Source organism: Rhodovulum sp. DZ06, from assembly GCF_050586345.1.
In the GTDB taxonomy this organism is placed as follows: domain Bacteria; phylum Pseudomonadota; class Alphaproteobacteria; order Rhodobacterales; family Rhodobacteraceae; genus JBOCEF01.
Genome location: NZ_JBOCEF010000036.1, coordinates 21,599 through 39,457, shown reverse-complemented (window position 1 = coordinate 39,457; position 17,859 = coordinate 21,599). Strand labels below are relative to the sequence as shown.

Annotated in this window: 15 protein-coding genes; 5 read left to right on the top strand and 10 right to left on the bottom strand. The window is 73.1% G+C overall.

The window, feature by feature from the left end:
* Positions 1-23 precede the first annotated feature (23 nt).
* The 4 genes from ACQ5SO_RS15120 to ACQ5SO_RS15105 all read right to left on the bottom strand — a co-directional run bounded on the left by ACQ5SO_RS15120 (position 24) and on the right by ACQ5SO_RS15105 (position 5,082).
* Positions 24-815, bottom strand: a complete 792-nt coding sequence (locus tag ACQ5SO_RS15120) for an RlmE family RNA methyltransferase (RefSeq protein ID WP_430942452.1) — start codon at positions 813-815, stop codon at positions 24-26.
* Positions 812-1,924 (bottom strand): Ppx/GppA family phosphatase, encoded by a 1,113-nt coding sequence (locus tag ACQ5SO_RS15115; protein ID WP_430942451.1) that lies wholly within the window; start codon positions 1,922-1,924, stop codon positions 812-814. Before ACQ5SO_RS15115 ends, ACQ5SO_RS15120 begins: the two co-directional genes overlap by 4 nt.
* Before the next feature lie 323 nt (positions 1,925-2,247).
* Positions 2,248-3,699 (bottom strand): hypothetical protein, encoded by a 1,452-nt coding sequence (locus tag ACQ5SO_RS15110; protein ID WP_430942450.1) that lies wholly within the window; start codon positions 3,697-3,699, stop codon positions 2,248-2,250.
* A gap of 210 nt (positions 3,700-3,909) precedes the next feature.
* Complete coding sequence (locus tag ACQ5SO_RS15105; protein WP_430942449.1) at positions 3,910-5,082, bottom strand: M20 aminoacylase family protein; 1,173 nt, start codon at positions 5,080-5,082, stop codon at positions 3,910-3,912.
* A gap of 172 nt (positions 5,083-5,254) precedes the next feature.
* Between ACQ5SO_RS15105 and ACQ5SO_RS15100 the strand changes: the two genes are divergently transcribed.
* Positions 5,255-5,830, top strand: a complete 576-nt coding sequence (locus ACQ5SO_RS15100) for a tetratricopeptide repeat protein (protein WP_430942448.1) — start codon at positions 5,255-5,257, stop codon at positions 5,828-5,830.
* Positions 5,831-5,945: 115 nt separating this feature from the next.
* On the opposite strand, the gene ACQ5SO_RS15095 is transcribed toward ACQ5SO_RS15100, so the two are convergent.
* Positions 5,946-7,112 (bottom strand): M20 aminoacylase family protein, encoded by a 1,167-nt coding sequence (locus ACQ5SO_RS15095; RefSeq protein ID WP_430942447.1) that lies wholly within the window; start codon positions 7,110-7,112, stop codon positions 5,946-5,948.
* Positions 7,113-7,230: 118 nt separating this feature from the next.
* Positions 7,231-8,127 carry an MBL fold metallo-hydrolase gene (locus ACQ5SO_RS15090; RefSeq protein ID WP_430942446.1) on the bottom strand — a complete coding sequence of 299 codons (897 nt, stop codon included), beginning with the start codon at positions 8,125-8,127 and terminating at the stop codon, positions 7,231-7,233.
* A gap of 405 nt (positions 8,128-8,532) precedes the next feature.
* Between ACQ5SO_RS15090 and ACQ5SO_RS15085 the strand changes: the two genes are divergently transcribed.
* Together ACQ5SO_RS15085 and ACQ5SO_RS15080 are read left to right on the top strand one after the other, a co-directional pair.
* The gene (locus ACQ5SO_RS15085; protein ID WP_430942445.1) at positions 8,533-9,330 is read left to right on the top strand and encodes an enoyl-CoA hydratase/isomerase family protein; all 798 of its coding nucleotides are present in this window, start codon (positions 8,533-8,535) and stop codon (positions 9,328-9,330) included.
* A 352-nt stretch (positions 9,331-9,682) separates the two neighbouring features.
* Positions 9,683-10,996, top strand: a complete 1,314-nt coding sequence (locus ACQ5SO_RS15080) for an FAD-dependent monooxygenase (protein ID WP_430942444.1) — start codon at positions 9,683-9,685, stop codon at positions 10,994-10,996.
* A gap of 269 nt (positions 10,997-11,265) precedes the next feature.
* Here the strand turns inward: ACQ5SO_RS15080 and ACQ5SO_RS15075 are convergent, their stop codons facing one another.
* From ACQ5SO_RS15075 to ACQ5SO_RS15065, 3 genes are all read right to left on the bottom strand, one after another.
* Entirely contained in the window at positions 11,266-12,117 is an 852-nt protein-coding gene (locus tag ACQ5SO_RS15075; protein WP_430942443.1) for a hypothetical protein, read from the bottom strand.
* A 189-nt stretch (positions 12,118-12,306) separates the two neighbouring features.
* Entirely contained in the window at positions 12,307-12,921 is a 615-nt protein-coding gene (locus ACQ5SO_RS15070; protein ID WP_430942442.1) for an alpha-ketoglutarate-dependent dioxygenase AlkB family protein, read from the bottom strand.
* Positions 12,918-13,313, bottom strand: coding sequence for an ankyrin repeat domain-containing protein (locus ACQ5SO_RS15065; RefSeq protein WP_430942441.1), 396 nt, complete (start codon positions 13,311-13,313; stop codon positions 12,918-12,920). The genes ACQ5SO_RS15070 and ACQ5SO_RS15065 overlap by 4 nt, the downstream gene beginning before the upstream one ends.
* A gap of 251 nt (positions 13,314-13,564) precedes the next feature.
* Here ACQ5SO_RS15065 and dnaK point away from each other — a divergent pair, with 251 nt between their 5' ends.
* Positions 13,565-15,493: a molecular chaperone DnaK gene (gene dnaK / locus ACQ5SO_RS15060; protein WP_430942440.1), complete on the top strand. Its 1,929-nt coding sequence runs from the start codon at positions 13,565-13,567 to the stop codon at positions 15,491-15,493.
* Positions 15,494-15,735: 242 nt separating this feature from the next.
* Complete coding sequence (locus tag ACQ5SO_RS15055; RefSeq protein WP_430942439.1) at positions 15,736-16,860, top strand: glycosyltransferase family 4 protein; 1,125 nt, start codon at positions 15,736-15,738, stop codon at positions 16,858-16,860.
* A 17-nt stretch (positions 16,861-16,877) separates the two neighbouring features.
* Here ACQ5SO_RS15055 and ACQ5SO_RS15050 read toward each other — a convergent pair whose 3' ends face one another.
* Positions 16,878-17,663 carry a glycosyltransferase family 2 protein gene (locus tag ACQ5SO_RS15050; protein WP_430942438.1) on the bottom strand — a complete coding sequence of 262 codons (786 nt, stop codon included), beginning with the start codon at positions 17,661-17,663 and terminating at the stop codon, positions 16,878-16,880.
* Positions 17,664-17,859: the final 196 nt, after the last annotated feature.

Sequence of the window (17,859 nt, the reverse complement as noted above, 5' to 3'; positions counted from 1 at the left end):
CCGGGCCGGGCGGGGGCGGGCGCTCAGTCCTCGCCGTCCTCCTCCGCCGCGTCTTCATCGCGCCCGCCCCGGAAGCCGGTGGCGACGAGGTACATCTCGGCGCTGTCCTTGCGGCTGGCGTCGGGCTTGAAGTGCATCACCTTGGCGAAGTCCTTCTTGAGCATGGCCAGAAGCTCGCCTTCCGCCCCGCCCTGCAGCACCTTGGCGGCGAAGGACCCGCCCGGGGTCAGCACGTCGCGCGCGAACCAGGCGGCCGCCTCGCACAGCGCGATGATCCGCAGGTGGTCCGTCGCCCGGTGCCCCGAGGAGGCCGCGGCCATGTCCGACAGCACGATGTCCGCCGGGCCGCCCAGCGCCTTCTTCACCACCTCGTCCGCGCCTTCATCGAGGAAATCGAGCTGGATCGCGGCGGCGCCCGCCAGCTGCTCGACCTCCTGCAGATCGACGCCGAGCACGGACCCCTGCGGCCCGCGCCCTTCGCCCAGCGCGTTGACCCGCGGCACGGCGACCTGCATCCAGCCGCCCGGCGCGCAGCCGAGGTCGACGACCCGCATCCCGGGTTTCAGCAGCCGGTACTTGTCGTCGATCTGCAGAAGCTTGTAGGCCGCCCGACCGCGATAGCCGTCGCGCCTGGCCGCCTGCACATAGGGGTCGTTCAGCTGCCGTTCCAGCCAGAGGGTCGAGGAGATCTTGCGTCCCTTGGCGGTCTTCACCCGGGTCTTCAGGTCGCGCTGCCCGCGCCCCGAGGTGTTCTTGGTCCCGGCGCCCTTGCCGGCGCCCTTGCCGGCGCCGCCGCCCGATTTCGATGCGGTCATCCGCGATCCGTCCTTTCGCCCCACATCAGGGAGTAGAGAAGCCCCTCGCGCAGGCCGCGGTCGGCGACCCGCAGACGGTCCACCGGCCAGAGGCGCAGGATGGTCTGCAGGATGGCCGAGCCGGCGATCACCAGCTGCGCGCGGTCGGCGCCCACGCCCGGATGGCCCCGGCGCCCGACGGGGCCGAGGTCTATAAGCTCGCTGACCATGGAGTCCACCGCCTGCCGCTCCAGCCAGATGCCGTCGACCTTGGAGCGGTCATAGCGCTGGAGGCCGAGATGCAGCGCCCCGAGGGTCGTGACCGTGCCCGAGGCGCCGATGATCTGCAGGCCCGGCAGGCGCTTCTGCCAGCTCTCGTCCTCGTAAGGCAGGAAGCCCTGGATGTGCTCCTCGAACAGCCAGGACATCAGCGCGTAACGCTTGCGGTCGTCGACCACGTCGGCGAAGGCGTCGTTGAGGGTGGCGACCCCGAGGGGGGCCGAGATCCAGTCCACGATCCGCGCCCGCGCCCGGCGGCGCAGCTCGGAGCGCGCGCGGCCCGCGCGGCCCGGGGCCAGCGCCATGATCATCGACTGGCGTTCTTCCGGGTCGAGCCCCGCGAGGTCCATGCAGATGAGTTCCGTCGAGCCGCCGCCGATGTCGAACACCATCAGCGTCTCGGCCGCGGGATCGAGCAGCGGCGCGCAGCCCGCAAGCGCCAGGCGCGCCTCCTGCTCGGGGGTGATGCATTCCATCTCGAGGCCGGTTTCGCGCCGCACCCGGCGCAGGAAGGCCCGGCCATTGGCGGCGCGGCGGCAGGCCTCGGTGGCGATGACGCGGGATCTGACCGGGCCGTGGCGGCGGATCTTGGCGGCGCAGATGCGCAGCGCCTCGATGGTGCGGTCCATGGCGACGGGCGAGAGGGCGCCGGTGCGCTCCACCCCTTCCCCGAGGCGCACATTGCGCGAGAAGGCGTCGAGCACGGTGAAATGCCCGCCATCGGGTTCGGCGACCAGCAGGCGGCAGTTGTTGGTGCCGAGGTCGAGCGCAGCATAGCGCCGGCCGCGCGTCGCGGCCGGTTTGCGCGGCTGGCGCGCAGGGTCTGCTGGCTCTCCGGACAAGGCGTTCAACGCTTGGGCTCCCAAGTGCGTCCAGTGGGGCGCGTCCCGTGACGCCCGGCCGCATGCCGGGCATCATCCAGAGGTATCCGAGGGAGAGGAGAGGGGCAAGCGCCGCGCCGGTTTCGCCGGTGTTTCGCGGGGGTTCCGCTACGGAGGGGGGCGGAGGCCGCCGCCGGGACGCGGGGGGGAGGGGAAAGTTCGACGCGCAGGGGGTCGAGGCGTATTGAGGCGGCAGGGCGAGGGCCAGGACGGACGCGGCAGGCCGGGCGGCGTGCCTGGCTGCGCCGCCTTGAGAACCCGAGCCGCAGCCCTCGCCGCGCCCGCCGCCCGGCTCAGGCCCGCAGGTCGAACCCGGCCGCAGCAACCAGCGGCCGCGCGTCCTGCGCCACCCCGAAGATCACCTCGCCCGCGCCCTCGATCCGCAGCGTGTCGCCGGACCCGAGGGTCACCAGCCGCGCGCCATCGTCGCTCTCCTCGATCGAGACCGGGTCTTCGGCCATCAGGATCACGCGCGCGCCTTCCTCGACCCGCAGCACGTCCGCGCCGTCGCCGGCGCCGAAGACCACCTTCGCCTCCGCCTCGGCCACCACCACCAGGTCGTCGCCCGCGCCGCCGGTCACCGCTTCGAACACCCCGCCCTGCACCGAGATCACGTCGTCGCCCGCGCCGCCGTCGATCACCCCGCCGGTCGCCGCGGTCACGTTCAGAACGTCCCGCCCGGCGCCGCCGCGGACCGCCGTCGCGCGCTCGGCCGCCACGTTCAGCACGTCATCCCCCGCGCCGCCGCGCAGGTCGGCGCGCCCGGCCGCGACCGTCAGCACGTCGTTCCCGTCGCCGCCATCCACCTCGGCCTGCGCCGCGATCACCGCCAGCGCGTCGTCGCCGGTCCCGCCCGAGGCCCGCGCCTCGACCGCCGTAAGGGAGATCGCGTCATCCCCCGCATCGCCATACACCTCGGCGAGGTTCTGCGCCGTCACGCTGATGGCGTCGTTCCCGTCGCCGCCGCGCACCGCGGCCTCCAGCTCCACGCTCAGCGAGATCGCGTCGTCGCCGCCGCCGCCCCGCACGTTCTGGGCGTAGCGCAGCGCGCCGGTCATCACGTCGTCCCCTGCGCCGAGATCGACCTGCATGAAGGCGGTGTCGGACAACGCGCCCGAGACGGTCAGGACGTCCGCCCCCGCGCCGAGGTCCATGCTCGGCCAGGCCCCCGCGCGGCCGAACTGTCCGCCGGTCAGGGCCGCGACCTCGGCCGCGCCGACCCTGTCCGCGCCCGCGGTTCCCCGCAGCTCTTCATCAAGGATGAAATGGGTCGCCTGCGCGGTCTCCTGCGCCCCGTAGCGATAGGTCCAGCTCAGCCCCGTCTCCTCGTTCTCGGCCGAGCGCGCGATCCCGTAGCTGACCCGGCGGCGCCCGTCTTCACCGGCGAAGCTGGTGACGGCGATCCGTTCGCGCGCGACATGCGCCCCCACCCGCGCCTCCGCGGCATAGTCGAGCCGGAAGGCATGGCGCGGCGCATCCTCGTCCGGTTTCAGCACGCCGATGCCGATCTGGCCCACGCTCAGCCGTTCCAGCGCGCGGAGCATGTGTTCGGTCCGGGCGCCGATGGCGGCGAGCCCGGCCTCGGTCACGCGCTGGACGCGGGCTTCGACCCGTTCGAGCCGCCGCGCGCCCTGGTCCGTGATCTGCTGGAGGCCGAGATGCACCTGCCGCCGCGCCGCCCCCGGGTCCCGGCGCAGAAGGGAGAGCGGCGCGGAGGCGGCGGCGGAGAGCGACGAGGAGGTCATGGCGCGTCCTTTCAGCAGGTGTGCGCCGCAGACTGCCCGCGCCGTGCTTTCCGAAAGGTTGACGAAGCGGCGCCGAATGGGCGGCTTTCGCAGCATTTCGCGCCGGGGGTCCCGGCCTGCGCGGAAAGACGCGCAACGCAAGAGCCGCCGGGCGCGGGGCGCCCGGCGGCTTCCACTGCGTCCGGGCCGCGCCCTCCCGCGGCCCGCCGCTCAGTCCAGCGGCATCGAGATCTCGGCCATCCGCACGAAGAAGGACGCGCCCTTGGGGATGATGGCGTCGTTGAAGTCGTATTCGGGGTGGTGCAGCCCCGGCCCTTCCCCGGCCCCGAGGAAGACATAGGCCCCGGGCCGGGCGTTGAGCATGAAGGAGAAGTCCTCGGCCCCCATCAGCGGCGCCGCGTTGGGGTTCACCTTGTCCGCGCCCACCACGTCGCGGGCGACCTCGACCGCCAGCGTGGTCTCCGCCTCGTCGTTGATCGTGACGGGGTAGTTGCGGTGATAGGTGACGCTGGCGCGGCAGCCGAAGGCCTCGGCGGTGCGGGACATGACCCGCGGCAGGCGCTCCTCGATCATGTCCTGCACGGCGGGCGAGAGGGTCCGCGCGGTGCCCTTCAGCGTCACCTTGTTGGGGATGATGTTGTAGGTGTCGATATCGGTGTGGATCGAGCCGATGGTGAGCACGGCGCTGTCGATCGGGTCGGTGGCGCGGGAGATGAGGGTCTGCGCGGCCATCAGCGCCTGGGCGGCGGCGGGGGTCGGGTCGACGCAGCCATGGGGCTGGGCCGCGTGGCCGCCCTTGCCCTCGATCACGATGTCGAAATGGTCGGCGGCGGCCATGATCGGGCCGGGGCGCACGGCGAAATGGCCCTCCGGCAGGCCGGGCATGTTGTGAAGGCCGTAAACCTTCTGGATGCCGAAGCGGTCCATCACCCCGTCATGGACCATCTCGCGCCCGCCGCCGCCGCCTTCCTCGGCCGGCTGGAACAGCACCACGACGGTGCCGTCGAAACGCCGGGTCTCGGCCAGCACCCGGGCGGCGCCGAGCAGCATGGTGGTGTGCCCGTCATGGCCGCAGGCATGCATCTTGCCGGGGATGGTCGAGGCATGGGGGGCGCCGGTGGCTTCCTCGATCGGCAGGGCGTCCATGTCGGCGCGCAGGCCGATCACCTTGCCCGATGCGGTGGAGCGGCCCTTGATGACGGCGACCACGCCGGTGCGGCCCACGCCCTCGACCACCTCGTCGCAGCCCATCTCGCGCAGCTGGCGCGCGGCGATGGAGGCGGTGCGGTGGACGTCGAAATCCAGTTCCGGGTGCATGTGCAGGTCGCGGCGGGTGGCGACCAGCTCTTCGTGGATCTGGGCGAGGGAGTTGAGGACGGGCATGGGGTCTCCTGCGGGCGGGGGGAAGGATGTAAGGCCGCCTGACAGATTGCCCCGCGCCGCGGCGGGGTCAAGGGGGGCGTTGCGGCAGGGGCGGCGCCAAAGGCGCGGGCGGGGCGGGACGCGGGCCGTGTTATGCTGCGCGCCCCGGAACAAGGCGGCGAAGGACCTGGCCATGAGACTGATCGCCCTTGCAGCCGCCGCGGCGCTGGCGGCGGCGCCCCTCGCCGCGCCCCATTCGGCGCAGGCCGATCCGCGCCCGGCGGCCGAGGAGGATGCGGGCGGCGTGCTGAACCCCGAGGACACGGGCCGCGCGATGCTGCGCCGGAAGATGGAGATGGGCGCGGTGGATTCCGTCACCTGCTCGCTGGGGTTCAATTCGGTGAAATACGACGCCCCGGCGCTGGCGCGGAAATTCGCGCGGCTCTGCGCCGAGGCGGGCTACACCAAGGCGATGACCTGGATGAGCCAGATGGAGAACAACGGCCAGGGCGGCGCCTATGACCCCGACGCCTCGGCCGAATGGGACCGCAGGGCGGCCGAGGCGGGCGACCCGGTGGGGCGGTTCAACCACGGGCTCAACCTGATGCGCGGGCACGGGACGCGCAAGGACGAGGCGCTGGGGCGCAGTTTCATAGACCAGGCGGCGCGCGACGGGCTGGAGATCGCGAAACGGCTGCAGGGGGCCGGGTATGACCTCGGGGAAGTGACCCCGGACGCCGACGACTGGAAATACGCGCCGCTGTTCTGAGGGCGGCGCGAGGGGAGACGGCCGGGCTCGGGGGGCGTGACGCCCCCGCTCGCCCGCCCGGCCGCGCCGGTGGCGCGGCGCGCGCCGCCCCGGCGTCTGCGCGCGCCCTGCCCGCTCAGCCCTCCAGCCGCGCCACCGCGACCTTGGCCAGCAGGCTGGCGCCCAGCGGCAGCATGTCGTCGTCGAGATCGAAGCCCGGATTGTGCAGCGGCACGTCGCCCTTGTGCCCGACGGTGAAATAGGCCCCCGGGACGGCGCGCAGCATGTCGGCGAAATCCTCGGAGCCGGTGACCTTGTCCGTCGTCACCCGCACCAGGTCGTCGCCCACCACGCCGCGGGCGAGCTCGGCGAAGCCCAGCGACAGCGCCTCGTCGTTCTCGAGCGGGGTGAAGACCGGCTTGATCACCACCTCCACCTCCATGTCGTTGGCCGCGGCGACGCCCTTCGAGATCGTCTCGAGCCGCGCGCGCATCCGGTCGCGCCAGCCGTCGTCGAAGAAGCGCATGGTGCCGGAGATGACCGCCTCGCCGGGGATCACGTTGTAGGCGTCGCCGGCGCGGACCTTGGTGACCGACAGCACCGCGGCCTCGGAGGGCGGCGCGTTGCGGCTCATCACCGTCTGCAGGGCCTGGACGAGCTGCGCCATGGCCACCACCGGGTCGGCGGCGTGCTGGGGCGAGGCGGCGTGCGATCCGGTCCCGCGCAGCGTGATGTCGAAGAAATCCGCCCCCGCCATCGCCACGCCGGGCTTGACCGAGACCACGCCCGGATCGGTGTAGGGGGAGTTGTGCAGCCCGTAGATCTCGTCCACCGGGAAACGCTCGAACAGCCCGTCGGCGATCATCGCGCGGGCGCCGCCGAGGCCTTCCTCCGCGGGCTGGAAGATCACCACGACGCGGCCGGGGAAATCGCGGGTCTCGGCCAGCCAGCGCGCGGCGCCGAGGAGCATGGTCGTGTGCCCGTCATGGCCGCAGGCATGCATCACGCCGGGGGTCTTCGAGCTCCAGGGCTTGTTGGTCCGCTCCTCGATCGGCAGGGCGTCCATGTCGGCGCGAAGCCCCACCGAACGGCCGGGACCGCGTCCCTCGATCACGCCGACCACGCCGGTGCCGCCGATGCCGCGATGGGTCTCGATCCCCCAGCCCTCCAGCAGCCCGGCGACGATGCCCGAGGTGCGGTGCTCCTCGAAGCCGAGCTCGGGATGGGCGTGGAAATCGCGCCGCCATTCCGTCAGCTCCCCGGCGCGGGCGGCGATGGCGTCGATCAGGGTCATGTCGGTCATGGGGGCGCTCCTCGGTTGCGGCAGCGCCACGCTAGCGGCGCCGCCCGCGCCGCGGCAAGGCCCGCGGACCGGCGTCTCGCCCCGCGGAACGGCGCCCTGCCCCGGCCCGCCCGCCGCGTCAGCCCTCGGGGAGAACGTAGACCGAGGGGGTGCGCGGCAGGGTGCGCGGGGTGAAGGTCACCTCCTGCACCTCGGAGCGGATGACGCGGAAGTCGGAGGAGATCCCGGCGAGGAACCGGTCGAGCGAGCCGATCCCCCAGTAATGCATCGGCAGCACCACCGAGGCGCGGAACCGGCGCAGCATCTTGAGCATGGTGGGCAGCGCCACGGTGGCGCCCCCGTCGACCGCGGCCATGACGATGTCGAGCCGCCCGATGGCGGCGTGGTGCGAGGGGGTCAGTTCGTGGTGCAGGTGGCCCAGGTGGCCGACGCAGAGGTCCCCGATCTCGAAGATGAAGACCGAGTTGCCGTCATGCTCGACCCCGCCGCCCCAGCCGCGGATGTCGGTGGGCACGTTGCGCACCAGCACGTCGCCGACCTCGCGGTAATGCTCGGCCTTGCCGCCCCCGGGGTTCCAGCCGCGGAACACGTGGGGGATGCGCGGGTCCGGGCGCGCGGTCCAGTGGGTCTCGTGCGCGTGGTTCATGGTGACGATGTCGGGCACGTCGACCGGGCCGGACCAGCCGTTGTAATCGGTGGCGATGGTGACGCCCTCGCCCGTGGTCAGAAGATAGGTGGCGTGGCCGATGAAGCGGATGGTGACCTCGCCCGAGAGATCCGGCGCATTGGCGCGGATGAACGGCGGCGGCGCGGGGGTGGCGGCGGCGAGGCGCAGGAAGGCGGCGCCGGGGATGTCCTGCGCCACCGACTGGCAGACCGAGGCGGCGGCGGGCGCGGCGGCGAGGAGCGCGCAGGCGGCCGAGAGGAATGCGGCGAGGCGGGGGGCGGCGGCGCGGGAGACCGGCGCCGGGGCCGTCGAATCGCGGGAGAGGTCGGCGAACGGCACGTCGGTCATCTGGCGGCGCCTCCGGGCACATGGCTCGCGGGGACGAGGGGCCGTCCCCGTGCGCAAAGACTACGCGGGCCGCGGCGGGGCCGGGTTCACAACGGCGGGAGCCGCTTGCCGGAAGCCCGGCCCGCGCGTCGGAACGCAGCGTCCCGAGGGGGTTCGCCCGACCCCCGGGCGCGGCAAGGCCCCGGCGCGGCCCCGGCGCGGCCCCGCGCGGCGCGGCGCGGGCGCCGGCGGCCCGCGGCGCAAGCCCGCCCCCCGCGCGGTCCGCGCAGGTTGACGCCAACGGCCGCGCGGTTTCTAACCGTCGCAGACATCGCGCGCCGCCGCGCAAGGCCGGCGGCGCCTGACGCCATGCGCCGCGGACCCGCCGCAGAAGCGGAGCCGCCGCAGTTACAGGGGGCTGATTTCATGACCGACGCCGCAACCGCGCCGACCTTCGACACCATCGCCTATTCCGTGGAGGACGGCGTCGCGGTGATCGCGCTGAACCGCCCCGACAACCTCAACGCCATGAACAGCGCGCTGCTGCGCGACCTCGCCGCCGCCTCGGCCGCCGCCGAGGCCGACGACGCGGTGCGGGTGATCGTGCTGGCGGGCGAGGGCAAGGGCTTCTGCTCGGGCGCGGATCTCGCCGACGCCGCCATCGCCGCGGATGTCGAGAAGGTGCTGATGGAGGGCTACAAGCCCACGCTCGACGCCATCTCCGCTTCGGCCAAGCCCTGGATCGCCGCGATCCACGGGGCCTGCGCGGGCATCGGCGCCTCTTACGCCATGCAGTGCGACCTCGCGGTGATGGAGGAGAGCGCGTACATGTACGAGGCCTTCGCCGCCATCGGCCTGATCCCCGACGGGGGCGCGCATTGGCAGCTGGTCCGGGCGCTGGGCTACAAGCGCGCCTACGCCGCCATCGTGGGGGCCGAGAAGCTGCCCGCCGAGGCCTGCGCGGCGGCGGGGCTGGTCAACACCGTGGTCCCCGACGGGACCGCGCGGCAGGCGGCGCTGAACTGGGCCGGGCGGCTGGCGCAGGGAGCGCCGCGCACCATGCGCCACGCCAAGACCGTGCTGCGCGCCGCCGCGACCGAGAGCTTCGACGAGAGCTTCGCGCGCGAGGCGTCGCTGCAGGGCGACTGCGTGGGCAGCGAGGACGCGAAGAACGCCATCGCCGCCTTCTTCGCCAAGCGCAAGCCCGTGTTCACCGGGGCCTGATATCCGGGCGCCGAGCAGGACCCACCCCCAGGACCGAGACCGGGATCCGGAGAGACATGGACGACCGCATCGCCAGAGCCGCCCGCGGGCGGAGCAGCGCGCAGGCGCGCGTGCAGGGCCCGGCCGCGCGCCCCCGGCCTGCACGCCCCTTGCCTGCACGCACGTTGTCCGCGCGCACGTCCTCCGCGCGCCCCCTGCCCGTGCGCGCGCCGTCCGTACGCGCGCCGTCGCCGTTCGCGCGCCTGCGCCCGGGCCTGCCCGGCCCCGTCCGCACGGGGCCCCAGGCTTTCCCCGCGGCTTCCCCCGCGGCTCCCTGCACGGCGTCCCGCGCGGCCCCGGCGGAGGGCCGGGCATGAGCCGCCCGTTCCGCGTCCAGGTCGTCGGCGCCGGGCTCGGCGGTCTCGCCGCCGCGCTGTCCTTCGCGCGCGGCGGCGCCGAGGTCGAGGTGTTCGAGAAGGCCGAGGTCCTGTCCGAGGTCGGCGCCGGGATCCAGATGTCCCCCAACGCGGTCAAGGCGCTGCAATGGATGGGGCTCGACCTTGCCGCCGCGCGCCCGTTCCACCCCGAGGCGGTGGAGCTGCGCCGCCACCGCTCGGGGCGGCTCGTGCACCGGCTGGCGCTGGGGGCCGAGGCGGAGGCGCGCTGGGGGGCGCCCTATCTCCAGGTCCACCGCGCCGACATCCACGGCGCGCTGCTGGAGGCGGCGAAGGCCGCCGGGGTGCAGGTGCACCTGGGGCGCGACGTGTCCGCCTATGAAATCCTCGACGGCGGGGTGGCCGCGCGGCTCTCGTGGCGCGCGGCCTCGGCGCCGCTCTCCGCCCCGGTGGAGCCGGCGGTGGAGCGGCGCAGCCGCCCGCGCCCGCCCTCGCTCAACCCCGGCGCGGCGCCCACGGGCACGCTGGCGCCGCCCGCGAAGACCGGCGCGGCCGACCTGGTGATCGTCGCCGACGGCGTGCGCTCGGCCCTGCGCCAGCAGATGATCCCGGCGACGCTGGGGGTGCATTTCTCGGGCAATGTCGCGTTCCGCGGCACGGTCCCGGCCGAGGCGCTGCCCAAGGGCCTCGTGCGCCCGGTGGCGAGCGTGTGGATGGGCCCGCGGCGGCATTTCGTGAATTACTTCGTGCGCGGCGGCGAGCTGGTGAACTTCGTCGCGGTGGCCGAGCGGACCCGCAAGGCGGACGAGACCTGGAGCCAGCCCGCCGATCCCGAGGCGCTGCGGCGCGAGTTCTCGGGCTGGCACGAGACGGTGCGGGCGATCCTCGGGGCCTGCGAGGCGCCGATGGAATGGGGCCTGTTCGGCCACGCGCCGCTGCACCGCTGGTCGGACGGGCCGGTGGCGCTGCTGGGCGACGCGGCGCACCCGACGACGCCGTTCCTCGCGCAGGGCGCGGCGATGGCGTTCGAGGACGCGGTGACGCTGGCGCGGGTGATCCCGGTCTACGGCGTGCCCTACGGGTTGCAGGCGTATCGCAAGCTGCGCTTCACGCGCTGCACACACCTGCAGCAGGCGGCGGCGCGGACCGGGGCGCGGTTCCACGCGCGCTCGGCGCTCGACGGGTTCGTGAAGGCGGCGGCGCTGGAGGCGTTCACGCGGCTCTCGCCCGGCTCGGCGTCGAACATCAACGACTGGATCTACGACCACGACCCGGGACGGGCGCCGGTCTGAGGGCGCGGGCGCCCCGCGGCGCCGCGTCCCCTCGGAACGCCACGCCCCCCGCCCCACGGAACGGGAACGGGAACGGGCCGCGGAGGCTTCCCCTCCGCGGCCCGCCGGTCACCCCCATGTCCCGGGCCCGCCCCCGCGGACCCGTCCCTTGCGGCCAGATCTTTGCGCGTTGCGGCGCGCCCGGGCCGGCGCCTGCGGGCCGACATGTCCGCGCCGCCACGTCCGGGCCGATCTTCGCGCGCCTTTTCGCGCGCCAGCCGGGCCGGCTCTCAGCCCCTGCGGCGCAGGGCCGCGAGCCCGCCCAGGGCGCCGAGCATCAGCGCCCCCGCGGCGGGCAGCGGCACCGGCTCGGGGATCGGGTGCTCGCCCAGCACCACCGAGGCGGTGGTCACGGTCCCGCCGCCCGGCGCGGCGGCCGAGCCGGTCACGTCGTAGCCGGTGTAGATCGCGCCGCCGTAAAGCGGGTCGTCCGTCTCCAGGGTGAAGGTCCAGGCCTCGCCCGGCAGGATCTCGATCGGGCCGGTCAGCCCGAACTGCGCCCCGGCCCAGTCGACCGAGTCGAAATCGGCGAAGGGCGTGTCGGTGGCGAGGATCTGCAGGTTCTCGATCAGCTGGGGCGCGAGGTCGACATTCCAGATCTCGAGGTCATGGCACCAGGTTTCCAGCGCGCAGAGATAGGGCAGCCCCCAGGTCCAGCCGGTCCCCGGCCCGGCCGGGCGGCGCGGCGTCGGATCGCCGCCGGGCCCGTCGGGATAGCTCCACTCCGGGAACTGGAACCAGACCTCGTTCTCCTTCCCGATCCAGTAGCGGATGTCGATGTCGATGCTCTCGCCCGGGGCCAGCGCGCCGGCGTCGAGGGTGACGTCCACGGTGCGGTCGTCCTGGCGGGTGATCGTCGTGCTGCCGAAGGCGCCGTTGCCCACGTCGATGCCGTTCAGCGGGTTGCCGCGGTCATCGACCTGCACGCGGAAGTGCAGGTCGGTGGCGGTTTCGGCCCCGTCATTGGTCAGGGTGATGCGCCCGCCCGAGGAATAGTCGCCCGTGGTGGTGCCGAAGGTGATGGCCGCCGCCGTCTGGGCGGACAGCGCGAAGACGGCGCAAAGCGCCAGCGTCAGTCTCATCGTCGCCTCCTGAAATCCCGCGTCAGTGATGGTAAACTTAACGTGATTCTCTCTAAAATTGAAAAGTTTCACCCGCAACAATCCAGGGTATCGGCCCGCAGCCCGGGCGATCGCCCCGATTATTCGGAGCTCCATATACCCCTTTACGTGCGCGCCCGGCGGGGCGCCGGTCCCGCGCCCCGCGATGCGTCAGTCCCGCACCACGCGCATCGTCAGGTTGATCCGCCCGCCCTTCGGCAGCAGCGCGGAGCCGCCGAAGATCACCCGGTCGACCCCGTGCCAGGCGAGCCGCGCGTCCCCGCCGATCAGCGCCACGTCGCCGCTCTCGAGCCTCAGCGACTTCGAGGGCGCGGGTTTCTCCACGCCCCCCACCCGGAACACCGCCGGATCGCCGAGCGAGATGGAGACGACGGGGGCCGCGAACTCCCCCTCGTCCCTGTCCTGGTGCATGCCCATGCGGGCCCCCTCGCCATACCAGTTGATCAGGCAGCAATCGGGCGGCGCGGGCCAGGCCGACACCGCCTCCCAGACCGAAAGCGCGCCCCCGGGGATGGCGGGCCACGGGGCGCCCGAGGGGTGGCGCGGCTCATACCGATACCCGCGCCGGTCGGTGACCCAGCCGAGGCGGCCCGCCGCCGACATCCGCACCGACATCTTCCGCCCGCCGGGGGTGACGGGCGCCACGAGGGGCGCCTGGGCGAGGCAGGCGCGCAGCTCCTCCACCAGCGCCGCCTGCGCCGCCGGGTCCAGCGCGCCCTTCCAGATCTTCACGCCGTTGAGGTCGAGGGGCGTGCCGAAGCTCATCCGCGGCTCCAGTCCTTCAGCACGGCGCGGGTCGCGGGATCGGAGGCCAGCTCCGCCGCCGTGTCGTTCCGGTCATTGGGCCAGTCATTGGGCCAGTCATTGGGCGCGTCCGGGTCGGCGCCCCGCTCCAGCGGCAGCCGCACCAGCGCGGCATGGCCCTGCGCCGCCGCCTCCTGCAACGGGGGGAAGCCGTCCTCGCCCGGCGCGTCCAGCTTGGCCCCGGCGTCGAGCAGCAGCCGCGCGCCGTCGAGATCCCCGCGGATCGCGCAGACATGCAGCGGCGTCTCGCCGAACGGCCCCGCCGTCGCCCGCGCATCGGCCGGGGCCGCGTCCAGCAACGGCCCGCACCATTTCATCGACGCCAGCAGCGCCGCCGGCGCCCCCGGATCCACACCCCGATCCACACCCGGATCGGCCCCTTTTTCCGCCCGCGACATCGCCCCTCCAGATTTCACCGTTTCGTGAGGTTGCAGCGCCCCTTCCCCGCCCTTATATCGCCTGACGAGCCGCGAGGCCCCTGTTTCAGATGCCGGATCGCAGGACGATCGGAGGACGGACCGGGCCCCCTCGCAAGGGATGGGGCCACGGGGGCCGTCGCATCGGACCCGGACCCGGACATCGCCGTACGAAAGGAACGACACTCATGTCGAAAGTCATCGGTATCGACCTCGGCACCACCAACTCGTGCATCGCCATCATGGACGGCTCGTCCGCCAAGGTGGTCGAGAACGCCGAGGGCGCCCGCACCACCCCCTCCATGGTCGCCTTCACCGAGGACGAGCGCCTCGTGGGCCAGCCCGCCAAGCGGCAGGCCGTGACCAACCCGGAGAACACCCTGTTCGCCGTCAAGCGCCTGATCGGGCGCCGCTATTCCGACCCGACCGTCGAGAAGGACAAGGGCATGGTGCCCTTCAACATCGTCGAGGGGTCGAACGGCGACGCCTGGGTCGAGGCGCGCGGCGAGAAGTATTCCCCGTCGCAGGTCTCCGCCTTCATCCTGCAGAAGATGAAGGAGACCGCGGAGTCCTATCTCGGGGAGACCGTGGACAAGGCGGTCATCACCGTCCCCGCGTATTTCAACGACGCCCAGCGCCAGGCCACCAAGGACGCCGGCAAGATCGCCGGGCTCGAGGTGCTGCGCATCATCAACGAGCCGACCGCGGCGGCGCTGGCCTACGGGCTCGACAAGGCCGAGTCGAAGACCATCGCGGTCTATGACCTCGGCGGCGGCACCTTCGACATCTCGATCCTCGAGATCGACGACGGCCTGTTCGAGGTGAAGTCGACCAACGGCGACACCTTCCTCGGCGGCGAAGATTTCGACATGCGCATCGTGGAGTTCCTCGCCGAGGAGTTCCGCAAGCAGAACGGCGTGGACCTGACCAAGGACAAGCTCGCGCTGCAGCGCCTGAAGGAAGCGGCCGAGAAGGCGAAGATCGAGCTGTCGAGCTCGTCCCAGACCGAGATCAACCAGCCCTTCATCTCGATGGACCCCAAGTCCGGCACCCCGCTGCACCTGGTGGTCAAGCTCACCCGCTCCAAGCTGGAGAGCCTGGTCGAGGACCTGATCGCGCGTTCGATCGAGCCGTGCAAGGCGGCCCTGAAGGACGCCGGCATCTCGAAGGGCGAGATCGACGAGGTGGTCCTGGTCGGCGGCATGACCCGCATGCCCAAGGTGATGGAGGCCGTGACCGAGTTCTTCGGCAAGGCCCCGCACAAGGGCGTGAACCCCGACGAGGTCGTGGCCATGGGCGCCGCGATCCAGGGCGGCGTGCTGCAGGGCGACGTGAAGGACGTGGTGCTGCTCGACGTGACCCCGCTGAGCCTCGGCATCGAGACGCTGGGCGGCGTGTTCACCCGGCTGATCGACCGCAACACCACGATCCCGACCAAGAAGTCCCAGGTGTTCTCGACCGCCGAGGACAACCAGACCGCGGTGACGATCCGCGTGTTCCAGGGTGAGCGCGAGATGGCGGCCGACAACAAGATGCTCGGCCAGTTCAACCTCGAGGAAATCCCCCCGGCGCCGCGCGGGATGCCGCAGATCGAAGTGTCCTTCGACATCGACGCCAACGGCATCGTGTCGGTCGGCGCCAAGGACAAGGGCACCGGCAAGGAGCAGAAGATCACCATCCAGGCCTCGGGCGGCCTGTCGGATGACGACATCGAGAAGATGGTGAAGGAAGCCGAGGCGAACGCCGACGCGGACAAGAAGCGCCGCGAGGCGGTGGAGGCCAAGAACCAGGCCGAAAGCCTGGTCCACTCCACCGAGAAGTCGCTGAAGGACCATGGCGACAAGGTGTCGGACGAGGTGAAGACCGAGATCGAGACCGCCATGGAGGCCCTGAAGTCGGAGCTCGAGGGCGACGACGCCGAGGCGATCAAGGCCAAGTCGCAGACGCTGACCGAGGCCGCGATGAAGCTGGGCGAGGCGATCTACAAGGCCCAGGCCGAGGAAGCGCAGGCCGAGCAGGCCGGCGCCGAGGCGGCCGCCGAAGGGGCGCAGAAGTCCGATGACGACGTGGTCGACGCGGACTTCACCGAGGTCAAGGACGACGACAAGAAGTCCTGATCGGGACCGGCCCTTCGGGCCTTTGGCGAACACCGGAGGGCCCGGCCTGCGCGGCCGGGCCCTTCGCGCGTTCATGGCGGCCCCGGCCCTGTCCGGGACCGCCGCCCGCCCGCCGCCTTGCCCCGCCCGCCTTCCCGACCGCCCGCCTTTCCGCCCGTCTTTCCCCCCGCGCCGCCGCCCTGCGCCCGGCCCCTGCCGGACCGCCGCGCCGCGCGCCCCTGACCACCGGAGCGCCGCCCGCCATGCTGATCTCCGCCCAGGCCTTCCCGCCCGCCTCCGGCGGCATCGAGGACCTGATGCACGGCCTCGCGGCCCATGCCGCGGCCGCGGGGATCCCCGTGCGCGTGCTCGCCGACGCCCGCAAGGGCGACGCCGCCTTCGACGCCGCGGCCCCGTTCGAGGTGCAGCGCTTCCGCGGCCTGCGCCCGCTGCGCCGCCGCCTCAAGGCCCGCCGCGCCGCGCGGATCGAGGCCGCCCCGGGCGCGGGCCCCGAGGCGGACGGCCTTCTCTTCGCCGACAGCTGGAAAAGCATCGAGCACCTGCCGCTGCGCCGCCCGCCGGGCGCGCGCCGGGCGATCTTCGCCCATGGCAACGAATACCCCGAGACGGGCCGCAAGATCGCGCGGGTGCGCGAGGCGCTGCGCCGCGCGGACGTGATCTTCGCCGTCTCCTCGGACACCGCCGCGCGGCTGGCGCCCTGCCTGCCGACGGGCGGCGACGCGCCCGAGGTGATCATCGCCCCGCCCCCCGTCTGGCCCCTGCCCGAGCCGACGGCCGAGGACATGGCCTGGGCCGGGGCGCAGTGGACCGGCCCCGCCCCGCGGCTGCTGGCGCTGTGCCGGCTGATCCCGCTCAAGGGTCTCGACATGTCCATCGCCGCGCTGGCGGCGGGCCCCGAGGGCACGCTGGTCATCGCCGGGGACGGCCCGGACCGCGAGCGGCTGGAGGGGCAGGCCAAGGCCGCCGACCTCGGGGCGCGGGTGCGGTTCCTGGGGCGCGTCGACGGCGCCCGCAAGACGGCGCTGCTGCGCGCCGCCGAGGTGTTCATGCAGCCCGGCCGCCGCGACGGGCGCCAGCGCGAGGGCTTCGGGATCTCGTATCTCGAGGCCGGGCTCGAGGGCGCGCCCGCGATCTGCGGGGCCGAGGGCGGCGCGCCGGAGGCGGTGCTCGACGGGCGCACGGGGCTGGTGGTCGACGGCACCTCGCAGGAGGCGGTGTCGGGGGCGCTGGCCAAGCTGTGCACCGACCCGGCCCTGCGCGCGCGTCTTGGCGATGCGGCGCGGGAGCATGCGCGCGCGCAGCTCTGGCCCGCGCGGATCGACGCGCTGCTGGCCCGGGCGCGCGGTGCGGCGGAGGACGCGGCATGACCGCCCCCGCCCGCTCCTCAGCCCCTGTTGCGCGGGTCGGTCTGCGCCTCGTACATCTTGGCGTCGCGCAGCCAGCGCGCGAGCGACAGGATCGCGCAGAGCGCGAAGCCGTACATGCCGCCCTTCCAGCCCTTCTTGCCGATGTACTGCTTGAAGAAATAGGCCGGGAAGCCGAAGACCAGCCGCAGCCGCAGCTGCCAGAGCGGCTTCATCTTCGCCTCGCGCGCGCGGACCGAGCTGACCGAGTTCATCTTGGTCACGACCTGCTTGAAATCGGCGAAGCCGTGATGGATCAGCGGCCCGTCCAGCAGCGTCAGCGCCGAGGGTTTCAGGCCCTGGAGCTGGTCCCAGGCCTTGTGCTCGGGCATCCGCAGCCGGCGGCGGTCATAGAGCTTGGCGCGCGGCACGTTGAAGAAGTCGCGCCAGAGCTTGCGCCCGGGGGGTTGCAGACACAGATCGAGCGCGTAAACCGGCCCCTCGGGGGCGCCGTTCGCGAACAGGGCGCGGATCGAGGCGGCGAGCTCTTCGCTGACGATCTCGTCCGCGTCGAGGTCCAGCAGCCAGTCGTTGCGCGCGGCCTCCTCGCCGGCGCGCTTCTGGAAGCCGTTGCCGAGCCAGGGCTGGTCGATCACGGTCGCGCCCTCGGCCCGGGCCAGGTCGCGGGTGGCGTCGGTCGAGCCGCTGTCGACCACGATCACCTCGTCCGCCACCGCGGATGCGGCGCGGACGACCTCGGCGATCATCCGTTCCTCGTTCAGGGTGCGGATATAGGCCGAGATCGGCAGGCGCGCGGCGTCGGTCATCGGCTGGGCTCCTCCTGCGCCGCCCGGCGGCGCGGGCGGACGAATGAAAGGTTTTTCCGTCCCCGGGGGTCCTTCCCCGAGGGCGGCGCGGAAGGGGCGGGGCCCCGCAGGCGCCCCGGTTGTCGCCGCATCCACGCGATTCCGCCAGACGCATTGCGCCGCGCACGCGGCGCCGTCGGCGCTTCCGCCCGGTCTC